The 16,438-nt window shown below is 56.9% G+C and carries 11 protein-coding genes; 8 read left to right on the top strand and 3 right to left on the bottom strand.

Annotated features, from left to right (window positions below; genetic code table 11):
• Nucleotides 1-268: 268 nt before the first annotated feature.
• From R3C98_RS16160 to R3C98_RS16150, 3 genes are all read left to right on the top strand, one after another.
• Nucleotides 269-1,407 (top strand): IS3 family transposase gene (locus tag R3C98_RS16160; protein WP_371312552.1). Its coding sequence is split into 2 segments (ribosomal slippage): nt 269-527 and nt 527-1,407, totalling 1,140 coding nucleotides; the frame shifts between segments, so codons are not numbered across the junction.
• 82 nt (nt 1,408-1,489) lie between these two features.
• On the top strand, nt 1,490-2,353 hold the full coding sequence (locus R3C98_RS16155; protein WP_371315102.1) for a GGDEF domain-containing protein: 864 nt from the start codon (nt 1,490-1,492) through the stop codon (nt 2,351-2,353).
• A 257-nt stretch (nt 2,354-2,610) separates the two neighbouring features.
• Nucleotides 2,611-4,185 (top strand): amidase, encoded by a 1,575-nt coding sequence (locus R3C98_RS16150; protein ID WP_371315101.1) that lies wholly within the window; start codon nt 2,611-2,613, stop codon nt 4,183-4,185.
• Nucleotides 4,186-4,226: 41 nt separating this feature from the next.
• Here the strand turns inward: R3C98_RS16150 and R3C98_RS16145 are convergent, their stop codons facing one another.
• From R3C98_RS16145 to R3C98_RS16135, 3 genes are read right to left on the bottom strand one after another with little or no spacing between them, the layout of a single operon-like run.
• Complete coding sequence (locus R3C98_RS16145) at nt 4,227-5,747, bottom strand: bifunctional 3-(3-hydroxy-phenyl)propionate/3-hydroxycinnamic acid hydroxylase (protein WP_371315100.1); 1,521 nt, start codon at nt 5,745-5,747, stop codon at nt 4,227-4,229.
• Nucleotides 5,748-5,750: 3 nt separating this feature from the next.
• Entirely contained in the window at nt 5,751-6,596 is an 846-nt protein-coding gene (locus tag R3C98_RS16140; RefSeq protein WP_371315099.1) for a fumarylacetoacetate hydrolase family protein, read from the bottom strand.
• Nucleotides 6,597-6,616: 20 nt separating this feature from the next.
• A complete protein-coding gene (locus R3C98_RS16135) occupies nt 6,617-7,552 on the bottom strand; it encodes a VOC family protein (protein WP_371315098.1) in 936 nt (311 codons plus the stop codon).
• A 76-nt stretch (nt 7,553-7,628) separates the two neighbouring features.
• On the opposite strand from R3C98_RS16135, the gene R3C98_RS16130 reads away from it, so the two are divergent.
• The 5 genes from R3C98_RS16130 to R3C98_RS16110 all read left to right on the top strand — a co-directional run bounded on the left by R3C98_RS16130 (nt 7,629) and on the right by R3C98_RS16110 (nt 16,414).
• Nucleotides 7,629-8,279 carry a TetR/AcrR family transcriptional regulator gene (locus tag R3C98_RS16130; protein WP_371315097.1) on the top strand — a complete coding sequence of 217 codons (651 nt, stop codon included), beginning with the start codon at nt 7,629-7,631 and terminating at the stop codon, nt 8,277-8,279.
• Nucleotides 8,280-8,863: 584 nt separating this feature from the next.
• The gene (locus tag R3C98_RS16125; protein ID WP_371315096.1) at nt 8,864-11,077 is read left to right on the top strand and encodes a TonB-dependent receptor; all 2,214 of its coding nucleotides are present in this window, start codon (nt 8,864-8,866) and stop codon (nt 11,075-11,077) included.
• Nucleotides 11,078-12,159: 1,082 nt separating this feature from the next.
• Nucleotides 12,160-12,498 (top strand): cytochrome P450, encoded by a 339-nt coding sequence (locus tag R3C98_RS16120; RefSeq protein WP_371315190.1) that lies wholly within the window; start codon nt 12,160-12,162, stop codon nt 12,496-12,498.
• A 313-nt stretch (nt 12,499-12,811) separates the two neighbouring features.
• Complete coding sequence (locus R3C98_RS16115; protein WP_371315095.1) at nt 12,812-13,852, top strand: AraC family transcriptional regulator; 1,041 nt, start codon at nt 12,812-12,814, stop codon at nt 13,850-13,852.
• 183 nt (nt 13,853-14,035) lie between these two features.
• Complete coding sequence (locus R3C98_RS16110) at nt 14,036-16,414, top strand: TonB-dependent receptor (RefSeq protein ID WP_371315094.1); 2,379 nt, start codon at nt 14,036-14,038, stop codon at nt 16,412-16,414.
• Nucleotides 16,415-16,438: the final 24 nt, after the last annotated feature.

Genomic DNA, 16,438 nt, shown 5'->3' with positions numbered 1-16,438 from the left:
ATGGTGGGGGGGTGGCTGCGGATTGCGATGGTCGCCCTATCGTGCATGCTGTCTGCGTGTGCTGGCGTACCAGCGGAGCTGAGTGTTGATCGGGGGAATACGCCGGCGAATTCCGACACAGATGTAAGGTTCCGTACAACTTACTATTTTCGGGTATTTGACGCGTGTCGGAATACACGCTCAGGTGAATTGAGCCAGCCTGTGGTCTGCCTCCCGAAAAGTGGTCCGTTATTTGAGTTAGTTCCGGCTTCAGATATGGAGCTGAGACATGGGCAAGAGAGCCAAGCCTGAAGAGATTATTGCGAAACTGCGGGAGGTGGAGGTTCGCCTCGCTCGCGGTGAAACTGCAGCTTCGGCGGCGCGCGCCGTCGGTGTGACCGAACAGACCTACTACCGCTGGCGCAAAGAGTATGGCGGCCTGCAGGTCGACCAAGCCAAGCGCATGAAAGATATGGAGAAGGAAAACGCCCGGCTTCGGCGCGCAGTCTCTGATCTCACGCTGGACAACCAGATCCTTCAGGAAGTCGTGCGGGGAAAGTTCTAAGCCCTTCGCGTCGTCGTGCTGCAGTCGATCACGTGGTGGAAGAGCTTGGCGTCTCCGAACGCCGGGCTTGCCGTGTGATCGGCCAGCACCGTTCGACCCAGCGCAAGCAGCCCATACGGCGAGATGATGAGGACGCCCTGACATCGGCGATTATCCGCCTGGCCGAACGGTTCGGCCGGTATGGCTATCGCCGGATCACGGCGCTCCTCAGAAATGATGGCTGGCATGTGAACGAGAAGCGGGTTTACCGCATCTGGCGACGGGAGGGGCTGAAAGTGCCGATGAAACAACCAAAACGCGGTCGTCTCTGGCTGAATGATGGCTCGTGTGTGCGGCTGAGGCCGGCGCACAAAGGCCATGTCTGGTCCTATGACTTCGTGCAGGACCGCACCCATGATGGACGTGTGTTCCGCATGCTGTGTGTGGTCGACGAGTTTACACGGGAGTGCCTCGCCATCCGAGTCGAGCGAAAGCTGAACTCACGGGATGTCCTCGACACGCTGGGTGAGCTGTTCGTTCGGCATGGGCCGCCGGAACACATACGCTCTGACAATGGCCCTGAGTTCATTGCAACAGCCCTCCGTGACTGGCTGGCACGTATCGGCGTGAAGACGCTCTATATCGAACCGGGAAGCCCATGGGAAAACGGATACTGCGAAAGTTTCAACTCCAAGCTCCGGGACGAGTTGCTGGCGAGGGAAATCTTCTTCGATCTCAGGGAGGCCCAGATCCTGATCGAAACCTGGCGGCGGCACTACAACACCGCGCGCCCGCACTCTTCTCTGGGCTACCGGCCACCCGCTCCACAAACCATCTTGCCCGCGGCGTTCATACCGCCTTACTGTGAGGAGGTAGCGGCATGAACGCCGCTACGTGAAAACCGCCGGACTAACAAAACCGGTGGACCACCCCTGTGGGGCAGAGCAGGATGGCCCAATAGTCTGAATGTTGGAAACGGCCGAATTCGCGCCGGTTCAAAATAAATCACCAGCGGTCAGAAACGGAATGATAGTCTTTTTCTGGCATTTCGTTTGGATGGATTTGAAACAAAGTATCATTGTTGGCCATATCAGGCGCCACCCGACCCATCTGCCCTTTTTGGTCAGCAGTTTGGGCGTGATCGCTGCGCTTCTCTTCTCTACTTTGATGGTGCTGTTCAAGCTCAATGAGAATGGAATTCTGTTCATTGTCATTGCGGGGCTTGCTGCGGCCTTTATCACCATCCCAGCTGGTTATGTTCACTATCGTCGTGAACGCTACATCGAAGTACAAAACGAACGATTGAAAAAACTCGCCTCCGTGGACTCGTTGACTGGCGCTCTGAACCGCCGAGCTTTCTATTCAGCCGTCAGGATTGAACAGGCTCGCATGAACAGATCTGGCAGCATGTCGGCTCTGATCGTATTCGATATGGATCGATTCAAGCAGATAAATGACGGCTTGGGTCACGCTGTCGGCGATCAGGTGTTGAAGCGAGTTGCTAATTCGGCGCGCCGAGAATTGCGCAAGCCATCAGACCATATGGCGCGATGGGGCGGCGAAGAGTTTGCGATCTTTCTTGGCGATGTATCTCACGATCAGGCCCTCGGCGTAGCTGACCGGTTGCGTCTGGCCATTTGCGAGCTGACGTTTGAAGGTGAGGCAGCCGACCTGATTGTTTCGGCAAGTTTTGGCGTCAGTCTGATCTCGTCAAACGGAAGCATCGACGAAGCGATCCGGGAAGCCGACCGGGCTCTCTATGAAGCAAAAAATACCGGCAGGAACAGGGTCGTCGGGTTTGATGCTCACAACCGAATTCTTGCCGCATGATCTTGGTGGAATTGAGTGTCCGCCATTGAACTCGTGATGGCGACCTGCGTGTTTGCGTCAAGATAGTATGAGATTTCGATCCGCCGTTTGTCTGACAGAGCCCCAATTTGGGGCGCCGGATTCTGAGTTCATCACCAGTGTTGTCGACGGTTCCCATCAGCCATAAGTTTGGTGCGGGGTGGTGAACGCCGCTACGCATGACGCAAGGGTCGGACATTTTTCTCGGCCAATCGAATTAGGTGGACCAGGAGAAAGCCATGATCGTAAAAAAAATCACAGGTTTGGCCCTGGCATGCTGCACAGCAACTGGTTGCTTCGGTCCGCAGGGGCAAGAACAGAATCAGGAGGCCGAGACGCCGATGATTGCCGGCGTGGCCCCTGATGACTTGATCGTTGAAGGCCGCATCGCGGATGTGCAGGCGGCGATCAACGCGGGCAAGACAAGCTGCGCAGCTGTGGTCGAAGCTTATATCGAACGCATCGAGACATTCGATCAGGCCAGCCATATGAACGCGATCACGTTCAAGCTGTACGACCGGGCGCGGGAACAGGCCAGGCGCGTCGATGCCTCTGACGAACGGCCGCCGCTTTTCTGCACGCCGATACTCGTGAAAGACAATATAGATGTCGCAGGAATTCCGACGACGGCGGGTTCGGAAATGCTGAGCGACAATGTTCCGCCGGACAACGCCTTGATCATCGATCGGCTTGAGGCGGCCGGGGCGATTTTGCTCGCCAAGACCAACATGGCCGAATGGGCCTTCAGCGCCAAACGGACGGAAAGCACCAGCGCCGGCATCACCGCCAACGCCTACAATCTGGACTACACGCCTGCCGGGTCTTCAGGCGGAACGGCGTCCGGCGTGGCGTCCAGCTTTGCGCTCGCCGGGCTGGGAACCGACACGGGAAACTCGATCCGCGGTCCGTCCTCGCACCTGTCGCTGGTCGGGATGCGATCGACGCACGGCCTGGTCAGTCTCGACGGCATTGTCCCGCTGGTCCTCAGCTCCGATGTGGTCGGGCCCATCACGCGCACTGTGGAGGACAATGCGCGAATGCTGTCCGTGCTCGTTGGCGACGGAGCCGACTATTCGGCAGCGTTGGAGAGTGAAGGTTTGAAAGGCGCACGCATCGGTGTCGTCCGGGAGTTGGCCACAGTTGAAGATACCGATCCGCAAGTGATGGCGCTGTTCAACGCCGCGCTGGAAGACATGAAGAATGCTGGAGCGATCATTGTCGATCCAGCACCAATCCCGAATATAAAGGAAGACCTGGAAGCAAGCTGGGGGTGCCGGTCCTTTCGCAAGGATGTACACGAGTACCTCACCCAGCCTGGCATAAATGCAAAGATCGATGATCCCATGCAGGCCTTTGAAGCGGGCACCTACGCCCCCTATACGCAAGGCGCCTGGGAATGGTTTGGACAAGCCGGAGTGGATGTTGCGACGCGAGCAGACGGAACGCCATGCGGAGACCCGTCTCAGAATGAGGTGCGCCAGAGGATCAAGAACGATTTGCTGACAGCCCTGGATGACAGCCGGTTGGATGCATTGGTCTATCCGTCATGGCGCTATCCGCCCGCGCGCCTCGATAGGGTCGAAGAAGATTACAAAGGCGACAATTCCCAGCGCCTGGCACCGCCGAGCGGTCTGCCGGCGCTGACTGTGCCGATGGGCTTCACCTATGAAAACCTGCCCGCGGGGATTCAGTTTCTCGGCCGCGCGAACGGCGAAGCAGGCCTGTACGAACTGGGATATGGATATGAGCAGACGACGCAACACCGTCGTCCGCCGAGCGCGTGCTGCCAATCGCAGACGGATGCCGGTGATTGAGCTTTCCCCGACAGGAATTGCCAGTGGAGGCATTGTCAGATTCACGGACCTCGAGACGATGCTTTCTGGAGTTTAGGCGCCGGTTTTGACGCCAGTAAATTCTGCCATGCTTCCGCCAGCGCCACTGGTGAGCCGGTTCCGAACACATATCTGTCTGGACGGATCAGGACCGCCTCAACATGATGGCGGGCGAGCCACCTTTGAATATCGCTCTTTGCTGAACCCAGTTTTTCAGACTTCAGGTTTACTGTCTTTAGATCAGGAAAGTCTGAAGACCCGCAGTTTCCGATGAGCCAGGCACCCGCGCCTAACACGTCGTCCAGGCGCGTCCTGCCGTCTGCTGAAACAAATTGCGGAAAGTAAGTGCCTGCGCCGGAGCCGCCCTCGAAGATCAGGCCTGAAATGATCTCGGGGTAGTTTGTGCGACCGTCGGGCGACTGCCCGGCAGCGCGCGCGGCGAGCATCTGACGGTCCCGCTCTGCCGCTGCCGCCGGATCGGTAATGCACACGGTCCGGCCCATCATCATGGCCATCTCGATTGTCGCCCGCGCGTGCGGTTCGCGTTCGATCTGATAGGTATCAAGCGTCTCCTCAGGGGCTTTTCCGGAAGCGACCATTCCGAGCTTCCACCCGAGATTCGCAGCGTCCCTGGCGCCAGCGCACAATCCCTGTCCGGCAAACGGTGGTGTCTGGTGCGCCGCATCGCCGGCGAGCAGGACCCTCCCTTTCTTCCACGACTTCGCCACGCGCGCATTGAAGCGATAGACGGCCTTGCGTTCCAGGATGACAGCGCCATCGACCTTCCATGGTTCGAGCAAGCCTGCGATGAACGCATCATCAAGAACCTGTTCCGGCGTTTCACCAGGCAGCATCATGAACTCCCAGCGATGGCGCCCTTCACCCATCAGGACGCACGTGGTTGGCCGCGCCGGATCACAGATCTGCAGATTGACCTTTGGTAGGCGTTCAAAGTCTTGGACGATCGTATCGATCACCAGCCAGGGTTCATCGAACTGGAGGTCATCGAGTTCGATGCCCGCCGCCGCGCGCACTGGACTGCGGGTTCCGTCCGTGCCGGCGAGGAACTGCGCGGTGACGGTGCGAGAACCTTCAGGCGTTTCGAACTTCGCTGATACGCTTTCGCCTGTCTCTTCATAGCCGACAAATGTCCAGAGTGTACGCAACTCGATGCGGTCGGTGTCTGGAAGTCTTTTGCGCAGGGCGCGTTCCAGTGAAGGCTGGTGAATCATGTTGGCGCCGGGCCAGCCACCGGGACCGATCTGGTCGGACCCGTCAAATCGTAACAGGATCTCACCGTCAGCCGTCAGAAAGTCGTAGTGGCTTGTTGTGCGGCTCGTGGCTGCAATCTCTTCTGCGGCCCCGACGGATTGGAAGATACGCATCACCTCATGGTCGATATGTGCCGCCCTTGGCAGTGGATAAACGTCAGCTTCCTTCTCGCAGATAATAACGGAGGCACCGTACTGCGCGGCGATGAGCGCAAGGCTTATTCCGGTTGGTCCTGCGCCGACTATCAAGACATCGCAATCAAGACCGGACATGACTCAGACCTCCTTTTCCATCTTGCCTTCGATGAAGCCAAGCTGTTCGATGTCGCAGCGGACAGTATCACCCGCCTGGAGGAACTGCCGCGGATCCATTGCTGCGCCGACACCGCCGGGCGTGCCGGTGAAGATCAGGTCGCCCGGTTCCAGGGTCATCGCGCCTGAAAGGTGTTCGATCTGCTGCCAGATATCGAAAACAAGATGCCGCGTGCTGGATTTCTGCCGAATCACTCCGTTTACGGAGCAGGATATGCTCAAGGCGTGTGGATCCGCTATTTCATCTGCCGTCGTGATCCATGGGCCGATGGGGGCATGCGTATCGAAACTCTTGCCCAGTGACCATTGCGGTCCGGCATGTTGCCACATGCGCTCTGTAACATCATTTCCGACGCAATACCCGAACACATATTCATGCGCGTCGCAGGCTGGGATATGTTTCCCGCGTTTTCCAATTACAGCCACCAGTTCGACTTCGTAATCGACAAATTCGCCACCCTTTGCGATCAGGATTGGATCGTAAGGGCCATTTATCGAAGTCTGGGCTTTGGTGAACCAGATCTGACGGGTGGGTGTCTCCATTCTGGATTCTTCAATGTGGTCGGCATAGTTCAGGCCGATCGCCCAGATCTTTCCGGGGCGTTCAATGGGGGCGTGGAGGATCACCGAAGAGAGTGGCTGGCTTTCTCCGGATTGCGTCAAATTCTGCAGACGGTCTTTCTGATTGTCCCATTGAGCAATCAAGTCCGTCATGGTTCCAGCAAAGCCGGTGTCGATGATGGTGTCGTTCACCACGATGCCGAGCCTGGGTTTGCCGTCACTGGCTGTTGAGTAGGTCGCGAGTTTCATGAGCTTGTTCCTGATGCCGCTTATTTGGACTCGCCCGCCATCATGGGGTGTGGGGTCCCCCACTGGACGGCAAGCAGGCTGGTAAAAGGCATCTTGTTCGGTGGATCGGCGGCTGTGAAAAGGTCACCATCGGTCCAATGTTCCAGTTCGTGCCCCCAGGGGTCGCGCCAATAGTCGAAGACCTGGCTTCCCATGATGTGGCGACCGACACCCCAGGCCTGGTCGCGCCCTTTCGATTTCAGATGTGCGTGGCCCAGCATGAGGTCATCCAAGTGCGCTACTTCGAAGGCAGCGTGGAGGAAGCCAACGGGTTGCGGCAATTGCGCGAGGAACAGGGTGTGGTGATCCGTCGGTTGGTCCCCGCGGTCGCAACGCATGAAAGCCCCCATCGCCGTTCCGGGAGCCAGTTCTATTTCGTCAGAGGTCAGAAAGCCGAAACGCTCCTTGTACCACTTCTCGGAAACCCGGAAGTCCGAAACATTCAGTACAGCATGACCCAGGCGAAGGACGTGAGAGGGGCCTTGCGACAGGCGTACAGCCTCGCGGATCCGCGGACGGGCCGAGGCGTTGTTGTGGGGACCGTCCGCGAGGGCGTCTGCCGGTGCCGCCATTTGCTGTCCAGCGATAACTTCTACCCGGAACCCGTCCGGATCGGTGAGACGCAGGACATGCCCACCCCCCGGATCATCCAGAGCCTCAATGGCCAGGCCTTCAGCCTTTGCCAAAGCTTCGAGGTCTTCCATGCTTTCCGCGCGCAGGCCCAGCGCCTTGAAGGCCGGTTCACCGGTTTCTGTGGCGTGCAGGAAAGGATGGCCGCCGCTTCCCTGCCCATAAAGGCGCCCATTGTGTGTGGAACAAGACAGGCCGAAATCTTCAAGGAAGGCCTGCATCTCGCCCAAATCTGGCGCTGCAAACCGAACATGCGCGATGTCTTCTATTTTGATGATAGGTATCATGCCTGCCTCCCATTTTGTTTTATTGACTTTTTGGTCAACTAACGCTACATGACTATTTAGTCAAGTGAGGTTTCTGATGCCAACCGATGCTTCATCACGGGTCGTAAATTTCCGGAGTGCGCGAACGCGCAAGTCCCTGATGGATGCGGGATTGCAGCTGTTTGCGGAGCGGCCTGTGGATGCCGTGCCGATCGACGACATCGTTGCCGCCGCGGGAGTTGCAAAAGGCAGTTTCTTCAATCACTTCGAAGACAAGAAACATTTCGCCAATGCCATTGCCACCGAGATCCGGCTGGACATTGAAGCCCGCGTCACCGAGTCCAACAAGGACCTTTCCGATCCGCTGGAACGTTTGGCGGGCGGGATGCGGACGGCCGCTGAATATGCCCTCACCGAGAAGAATCGCGCGATCGTGATGGCCGCGGGCTTCAGGATGGCGACCGGTCGGGACGATCCACTAAACGCCGGGCTGAAAAAGGACATGGACGCCGCGTGCGCAAAGGGACTGCTTCGCCCGGAAGCTCAGGATGCGGGGCTGCTGCTTTGGCTCGGCGCCTGTCATTCGGTCATGGCCAATATCATTGAACGCGGCCTGACTCGCCCAAAAGCTGCCGAGCGCATGCAGGACATAATGATCATGGCCCTGATCGGTCTGGGCGTAAAGCAGGCGAAGTCCCGGCAATTGGCAAAACAGTCAATGGAGCAGATGCTGACGTCGTCTGTCTGACATTGTCGGAGCAGTTCGGCTTGAGATCGCGAATCCGGGCGTCTGGTCTTGAACGCAGCCATTGTGTCAGACCATGCGATCGGCTCAGGCGAGGCATGCGGAAGCCATTAAATTAAAATGGCGAGCGCGTGAACGTTTTTTTCCATTTTCTGGAGTATCAAACAAGCCGGTTGATGAAGGCGGCTGAGCCATCTGAACTTTGTAAAAAGTTCTGAGCGGGAAATAATTCAGTAAGCTGAATAATATATCGTTCAGCACGTTATGAATTGTCCAGGCGGCTCCGGATTGTTGCGGTGCACCACAGACGGACAATCCGACATATTAAATCTCGTATCGAAAATTATCGTGATGATCGCTTGCTACGCAACGTGCGCAGCAAAGGGAAAACGCAATCATCTTTCAGTGCATTTTCGAATATCGGAGAGGTTTATTGCGAGTTGATCCGCGATTGCGCAAAAAAAGTGCGATTGGGTATTGAGTCGTAACTTCACTGCGCAACGAGAAGTTGTTGACGGCTCAATGGAAAAAGTCAAGATTATTGACAATATAGAGCCGGCTCAAAGAGGCCGGGTAGGGAGAGAATAATGACAATCAGACATCGTCGTAATTTGCGTAGCTTCCTTTGCGCATCCACCGCATTCATCGTTGGGGCAGGACTTGGGCATGCCCAGGAGGTAGATCCAGCCGCTCCGAATGAGGCCTCATCGGCCGAGCGGGGACTCAGGTTGGACACTGTGGAGGTGACGTCCCTCATGCGAGAGCAGGGACTTCAGGACGTGCCAATTTCTGTGCAAGTGGTGGATGGCGAAACTCTTGACCGGTTTAACGTGCAGACGTTCGAAGAGCTGGATACCTCGATCCCGAACCTCGAGATTAACGACACCCCCGGGAACAATGAAATTTACGTTCGGGGAATCGGAACCCAGTCCGGGAATCTGGCGTTTGAGCAGTCCGTCAGTATGTTTGTGGATGGTGTATATGGCGGTCGGGCGCGCCTGTTCCAGGTGCCGTTTCTTGATGTCGAACGAATAGAGGTCCTTCGCGGTCCACAAGGCGCTCTGGTTGGCAAAAACACCAGCGCGGGCGCAATCAAGATTGTGTCAAAACAGCCGACGGATGAATTCGAAGCCAGTGTCACTGGTGAGTATGAGTTTGAGTTTGATACAACCTCTTTGACGGCAATTCTTTCCGGGCCTGTCAGTGATCGGCTCAAGGCGCGGCTGGCCCTCAAGAGTAGTCAGGATGATGGTTATACCTACAACCAGACGAAAGGCCGTATGGAGCCTTCAAATGACATGAATGCAGCTCGCTTCTGGGCGGTATATGATGCGTCTGACAATGTGACGCTCAGTGCCAAACTGGATTATGCCAAGGCTGAAATTTCAGGCACTCCGTTTGAAACTGGCCCCATAGGCGCCGAAGCCGATTACGTAAAAGAGTCGGACGATGTGCTCATACCGGAACACGACGATACGGAATCCTTCGTTGGGCAGGTGAACGCAGATATTCACCTGGGAGAATTTTTGCTCCAGTCGACCACTGCTTATGGCGATCTGGATAGCGAAAACTTCGTGGATGCCGATTTCAGCGGAGTGCCAATGCTCGCTGCGACGTTTTACGATGGATATTCCCAGTTTTCGCAGGAACTGAGATTGTTGTCTCCGAGTGGCCAGACATTCGAGTACATTCTCGGTGCCATGTACCTTGATCAGGATGTAGACATACGCAGACAAACATTCTTCAACTTCGGTCCATTTACGGGAAATGACGAGCGTGTGTTCGCCCAGTCGTCGGAAGTATTTTCTGTGTACGGGCAGGGAACATGGAATGTGTCCGATGCAGTTCGGTTGATCGGGAGCGTTCGCTACACGTCCGAAGACAAGTCTGCGACCCTCGACAGAAGTTCGGTTGGTGTCGTGCCTCCATCGTCGCTCCTGACGTCGCTTGCGGGTGATCGAAGTGAAGACCAGCTGGATCCGGCAGTTACTTTGCAATGGGACGCCACCGAGAATGTGATGCTCTATGCAACTTACGCAAAGGGCTCCAAAGGTGGCGGGTTTGCTGGCGCATCGTCCAATGCGGTTGCGTCAAACTTTGAGTTCGAGCCCGAGGAAGCCGAGACGATTGAGCTTGGTGCAAAAAGCACCCTGTTTGATGGCAGGGCAACCTTCAATGCGGCTTTCTTTTCAACGGACTATACTGATCTGCAGGTTTCCCAGTTTAACGGAGTCAATTTCGATTTCGGAAATGCTGCCAGCGCCAAAACGGAAGGGATGGAACTGGAAGGTGCGTTTAAAATTGCAGAGGGCGTTTCTCTGGCCGGCTCCCTAGCCTATCTCGATGCTTCGTATGATTCCTATCCGAGTGGTCCATGCGTTGCTCCTGACAATATCATTCCAGGATGCGTCGGCGATATTTCCGGGGCACGCCTGCTGAATGCTCCTGAGTGGAGTGGCAATCTGACCCTCGATATTGAACGCGATCTGACTTCGACTCTCATCTGGAGAGGGAACCTGGGGGTCGCCTATAGATCCGACTACTTCACCAATGCCACCTTGTTTGAGGACTCTCGTCAGGATGCCTTTGCGAAAGTGGATCTGAGGTTGGCGATAGGGAACCGTACCGGGAACTGGGAGGTTGCGCTCGTAGGTAAGAATCTGACTGACGAAAAGACGATATCCCAAGCCTTCGAGACACCGTTTTCAGCTCCGCCAGGTTCGACACCGGACTACTACACTGTGACGAAACTGGCAGACCGCCCACGGACAGTCGCCATTCAGGTATCGCTTCGCCATTAAACGTTAGGCTCCTGATTGAGCTTCGGCTTGATCAGGAGCTTCCCCTCAGGCCTTGTAGCCCAACCTCAAGGTTGGGGCAGGCTGGGTCCTGCGATAGGGGAAGGCTGGCGACCGATCCGGCAGCCAAGACCAAAGCGGGCATATCGCTTTACCTGTCTGGGTGCAGGGCACGTGAAACCGTAATTGGAATGAACAAAAGAGGAGAGGGATTTGTTTTCGCTACTTAACCCTGACCACTTTGCAAACGGGCATCCGCACGCAACTTATGATCAGATGCGCAGACGCGATCCAATCTGGCTGGATGAAGGTGCGCCTGAAAATGAGCCGGTTTGGCTTCTGACCCGCCATGAGGATATTCGGGCTTTGTCACGGGACAGCGCTCATTTCACTTCAACGCTAGGATTCCGGATACCCACGGCTACGCGTGCCGCGATGGCGCCTGAGATCGGGCAGGTGCTCCGCCGGTTCATGTTGTCTATGGATGATCCGGAACACTTTGTGTTTCGAAACCTGGTTGGTAGCAATTTCATGCCTGCCAATATCTCGAAATTGAAGTCGAACGTGCAGGAACGGGCAGAAGGCCTGATGGAGAGCCTTCGCGGAAATAGTGATTTGGATTTCGTTACGGATGTCGGGGCAAAAGTCCCAATACAAACGGTTTGTTCAATAATGGGCGTTCCAGTCGAGGACGAATGGCGGGTCTTTGAATTTACAAACGCCGTCTTCGGAACCGACGATCCGGAATATGCTCCTTCATTGGAAGAGGCGAACGAACGCTACCTTGCGATCTTTGATTACGGATGGTCTCTGCTTGAGGCACGACGTAAGGAGCCACAAGACGACCTGTTGTCACAGATTGCGCATGCCAAAAAGGAAGACGGGAGTCCGCTGACACGAGACGAACAGATCAGCTATTTTTCCAACATGATCGCAGCTGGAAATGAGACGACCCGAAGTTCTTTGAGCGGTGCGGTCTGGGCCTTGTCGCTCTATCGCGACCAGCGAGAAGCACTCATTGAAGACCCGTCCCTCATTCCTGAGCTGTGCAGGAAATCCTGCGCTGGGTATCTCCCGTCTACCATATGTCACGGACCGCTACTCAAGATGTTGAGATCGGCGGAAAGATGGTCGCCAAAGGAGATCGTGTCGCCATGCTTTATGGCGCGGGCAATCGTGATCCGGAAGTCTTCGTGGATCCCCACGACCTAAATATCCGACGCGATAATTCAAAAGCACATATCACCTTCGGATACGGCATTCATCACTGCCTTGGCTTTCGGCTTGGCACGATGCAAATCGAAGTTCTGCTTGAGGCGCTTCTTCGCAGATTCCCGAATTATGAGGTTTCCACTGAGCCAGAATATATCAGGTCGAACTTCGTGAGTGCCATCAAGAGACTGCCGATAGAACTGCGGGTCTAACGAAGAGGTTTTGAGACAGTGTATACTGGAGCTTCGGCTCCGGGAATTCGCGTAAATACATACGTTCGTGCACGGCCTATCCATCAAAGAAATGTCTGGAGCGGCGGGCGGGTCCAAGTCGCCACGCGAGGGAGCCCTTTTTGATTGGCGCGAATTGGTCGTGGCCTGCGTTGTGCTCGTCTGCGGAAAGCGGAAATCGGTTTGAATTCGTCTGACTGCGCCAGTTGTATCACGTCTGCTTGCGCTGAATTGGGGTGACGGAGCGGGAAGGAGCGAGTAAGTCTCATCCCCCTTGATGGTTCCGTGAGGCAGGATGATCGACAAGTATCTCATAAGCGCGGCCGTTCATCTGCCTACCTGGCAATGGATTGAAGACAACGGTGTCGACATCGAGAAGGTTCTTGAGGGAACCGGCCTGCAGGAACGGAATATGCGGGATCCGCACTGCATCCTGACCAGCGCCCAGAATAACCGGTTCCTTCACAATCTGATTGCATTGCGGACGGACAAGGCGCTTGGCCTGCAGACGGGCAGGCGGTCACGATTGTCCGGTATTGGCGTGCTCGGCCTCATGATGTTGTGCGCCCCGACCGTCCGCAAGGCCATCGAGATCGGCGCAGAATTTGCGCCGATCGGCGGAGCGGTCGGTCGGTTGGTGATGCAGGAAGACGGGAACACGTCGTCGATTGCCTTCATGCCGCCGTCGTCCGGTCCGCTCCTGCGTCCCTATCTGACCGAGGACATGTTTGCGGCGATCTACTCCTACCTGTCGGACCTCACGGGAACAGCTCTGCCTGACACAGGTAAACCCAACGCGCGGGTGCATGCCAACCTTGTGCGCTTCGCTTATCCTGAACCGGCCTATGTCGACGAATATCGCGACTTCTTCCGGTGCCCGCTGGAATTTGACGCTCCGAAGAGTGAGATGTTGCTGTCGGCGGAAATTCTGGACGATCCGCCTGTGCTCTCCAATGAACTGGCATATGATCAGTGCAGGGAACTGTGCATGCAATTGGTCGTGAGAATGCGGGAAGAAGCCCCGCTGGTCCGGGAGGCGCGCCAATGCTTGACGCGGGAACCGGCGCGCTATTCCAGCCTGCCAGCGCTCGCGGCGAAGCTGGCCGTTCCACCGCGCACGCTGCAGCGCCATCTTGCCAAGGTCGGCCTGTCTTTCTCGGTGATGCTGGCGGATGTCCGCAGTTCGGTCTCGCAAGACCTCCTCAGCAATCCGGCGCTGACCGTTGAGGAAGTCGCGAGCGCTGTCGGGTATAGCGAACCCGGCAATTTCAGGCGTGCCTTCCGTGCCTGGACTGGCGCGACACCCTCCGAATACAGGCAGGCGCTCAGGCGCTAGCCCTGTTGCGCGTCCGGTTTTGGCGCCCGGAGGGGTAAGAATCGCGCAACGTCAACTGGCGCGAAATGATCCACTTTTGACCTTTCCTGATCTTCCCGGGCGATGACCTGCGATGAATACGTAGGGCACGCCGTGCGAGTGCTTCGTCAGAGAAAGCGCCGCCGCTCAGGGAGATAAATCACGATGAATTCGGGTAACCGCCTTTTACTGGCCGGAACGGTCGGCGTGTCGGCATTGTGCTTCGCTATGCCAGCCATCGCACAGGAGGCCGCCCCGGCCGACGAGCAAGCCAGGCTGAACACAGTTGTCGTCACGGCCCAGCGCCGCGAGCAGAACGTCGACGATATCGGTGTCGCCATCAGCGCGTTTGACGGCGCTCAGCTGGAAGCTCTGGGTGTCGAAGACGTCGGCGACCTTGCCATGATTACACCGGGCTTCAGCCAGACCGATACGGGGGTGACCGGTGTGCCGGTCTATACAATCCGTGGCGTTGGCTTCGACGATTACAGCTCGAACAGCACGTCGACGGTCGGGGTCTACCAGGATGAGGTGAACCTGCCTTATCCGACCATGACGCGGGAACCGCAGTTCGATATCCAGCGTGTCGAAATCCTGAAGGGACCGCAGGGTACCCTCTATGGCCGCAACACGACCGGCGGCGCGATCAACCTGATCAGCAAGCGCCCGACCCGCGACCTGGAAGCTGGCGCAAAGCTCGGCTACAGCCGCTTTTCGACATTCGACGCCGAAGGCTATGTGAGCGGCCCGTTGTCTGATCGTGTCCGTTTCCGCCTGGCGGGTACCACGACGCAGTCAGAGAAAGGGTGGCAGAAAAGTTCTTCCCGCCCCGGCGATACGCTTGGCAAACAGGACAAGCTGGCCGGTCGCGCAATGCTCGAATGGGATGAGAGCGACTCCGTTTCCGTCCTCCTGAAAGCACACGGATACCGCGACAAGTCCGACAATCCGGCGCCGCAATATTTCGCCTATGTGCCGCTGGTTCCGGATCTGGCGATCTACTTCCCCCCGCCGGCCGAAGCCGACTTGCCGGATCTGACCGATCCCCGCAGCGCCGACTGGAGCGCGACGCTTCGTCCGAAACGGGACAATGAGGGCTGGGGCGCCTCGGCCAATGTGTCATGGGACATTGGCGACATGACCCTGACATCGGTTTCGGCCTATGAGTCCTTCGACCGTCATGAGTCCAATGACTGGGATGGCACGTCCATAGAAAACCTGGATGTCATTTTCGATACATCGATCGATGCCTACAGTCAGGAACTGCGCCTTGCCGGCGAGGCTTCCGACAGTCTCAGCTGGGTGCTCGGCGGGTATTACTCGAAAGACGAAGTGGACGAGAGCTGGCTCGCGCTTGGCAGCGAGTCGACAATCTATCTCGGCCTGTTTGGGGCGGTGGACACCCGCTATACGCAGGACACCGAAACGGCGGCACTGTTCGCCCACACCGAATGGATGATGACGCCTGACTGGCGCTGGACATTCGGTCTGCGCTACACGCAGGAAGACCGTGACTGGGCCGGCTGCTCCTATGATGTCGATGGCGGCCTTTCCTATCTCTACAACCAGCTCGATTCCGGTCCCATCCCCGGCTTTGCGGACAGCTTCTTCCTGTCATCGACACCGCTCCAGATGGGTGATTGCGCGACGATCAACCCAGCCGATGCAAGCTATGAGGTCGACGCCGGCACCGGAGCCGTCACGGTCTATGGTGGCAGTTCCGGCGTGTTCCGGGACAGTTCGAGCTATGACAACTTGTCCGGAAAAATCGGGCTCGACTGGAAACCGTCCGATGACCTCCTCGTCTACGGAAGTGTCAGCAGGGGCTTCAAGTCCGGCGGTTATAACGGCGCGGCGGCATCAAGCTGGGTTCAGCTGGCGCCATACAAGGAAGAACAGCTCACCGCCTACGAGACTGGCGTGAAGACGACGGTTGCGGACGGACGGGTCCGCATCAACGGGGCCCTGTTCTACTACGACTATGAAGACAAGCAGATCATCGGGAACATAGCCGATGACGTGTTCGGACTACTGACCCAGATATTGAATGTTCCCAAATCCAATATCAAAGGTGCGGAAGCCGACATCGAATGGCAGGCGACGCCGGAGCTGTATTTCCGGTTTGGCGGATCCTGGCTGGAGTCCAATGTGAAAGAGTTCATGGGGCTCGACGGCGTGGGCGTGCTGCAGAACTTCAAGGATCATTCCCTTCCGCAGACGCCGACCTGGCAGCTCAATGGCATGACCGAATACCGCCGGCCCATCCTGAACGGGCTCTACGGGCGGATCGGTGCGGACTTCGCCTACAGCAGCGATTATCAGGCCAGTGTGGATACTTCGCCCCTGTTCTATGTCGACGATTATTTCGTCTGGAACGCTCACATGGGTTTCGGCGCAGAGAACGACAGCTGGGAAGTCCTGCTCTGGGGACGGAACATGTCTGACACATACTACTATACCAGCTCCAACATCGCAGACGACTACTGGTTCAGGACCCCGGGCATGGGGCGGACCTGGGGTGTGCAGCTGAACGTCAAGTACTAGCCGGAACAACGAGGAGCTTTCAAC

This window comes from Hyphomonas sp. (assembly GCF_041398465.1).
Lineage (GTDB): Bacteria > Pseudomonadota > Alphaproteobacteria > Caulobacterales > Hyphomonadaceae > Hyphomonas.
The sequence above is the reverse complement of the archived record's forward strand: the minus strand, read 5'-3'. Positions and strand labels throughout refer to the sequence as shown.

Excerpts from the sequence above, each read along its gene's own strand:
- R3C98_RS16150 (WP_371315101.1), top strand. The coding sequence starts at position 2,611 with ATGATCGTAAAAAAAATCACAGGTTTGGCCCTGGCATGCTGCACAGCA.
- R3C98_RS16130 (WP_371315097.1), top strand. The coding sequence starts at position 7,629 with ATGCCAACCGATGCTTCATCACGGGTCGTAAATTTCCGGAGTGCGCGA.
- R3C98_RS16125 (WP_371315096.1), top strand. The coding sequence starts at position 8,864 with ATGACAATCAGACATCGTCGTAATTTGCGTAGCTTCCTTTGCGCATCC.
- R3C98_RS16135 (WP_371315098.1), bottom strand. The coding sequence starts at position 7,552 with ATGATACCTATCATCAAAATAGAAGACATCGCGCATGTTCGGTTTGCA.
- R3C98_RS16115 (WP_371315095.1), top strand. The coding sequence starts at position 12,812 with ATGATCGACAAGTATCTCATAAGCGCGGCCGTTCATCTGCCTACCTGG.
- R3C98_RS16155 (WP_371315102.1), top strand. The coding sequence starts at position 1,490 with ATGTTGGAAACGGCCGAATTCGCGCCGGTTCAAAATAAATCACCAGCG.
- R3C98_RS16140 (WP_371315099.1), bottom strand. The coding sequence starts at position 6,596 with ATGAAACTCGCGACCTACTCAACAGCCAGTGACGGCAAACCCAGGCTC.
- R3C98_RS16145 (WP_371315100.1), bottom strand. The coding sequence starts at position 5,747 with ATGTCCGGTCTTGATTGCGATGTCTTGATAGTCGGCGCAGGACCAACC.
- R3C98_RS16110 (WP_371315094.1), top strand. The coding sequence starts at position 14,036 with ATGAATTCGGGTAACCGCCTTTTACTGGCCGGAACGGTCGGCGTGTCG.
- R3C98_RS16120 (WP_371315190.1), top strand. The coding sequence starts at position 12,160 with ATGTCACGGACCGCTACTCAAGATGTTGAGATCGGCGGAAAGATGGTC.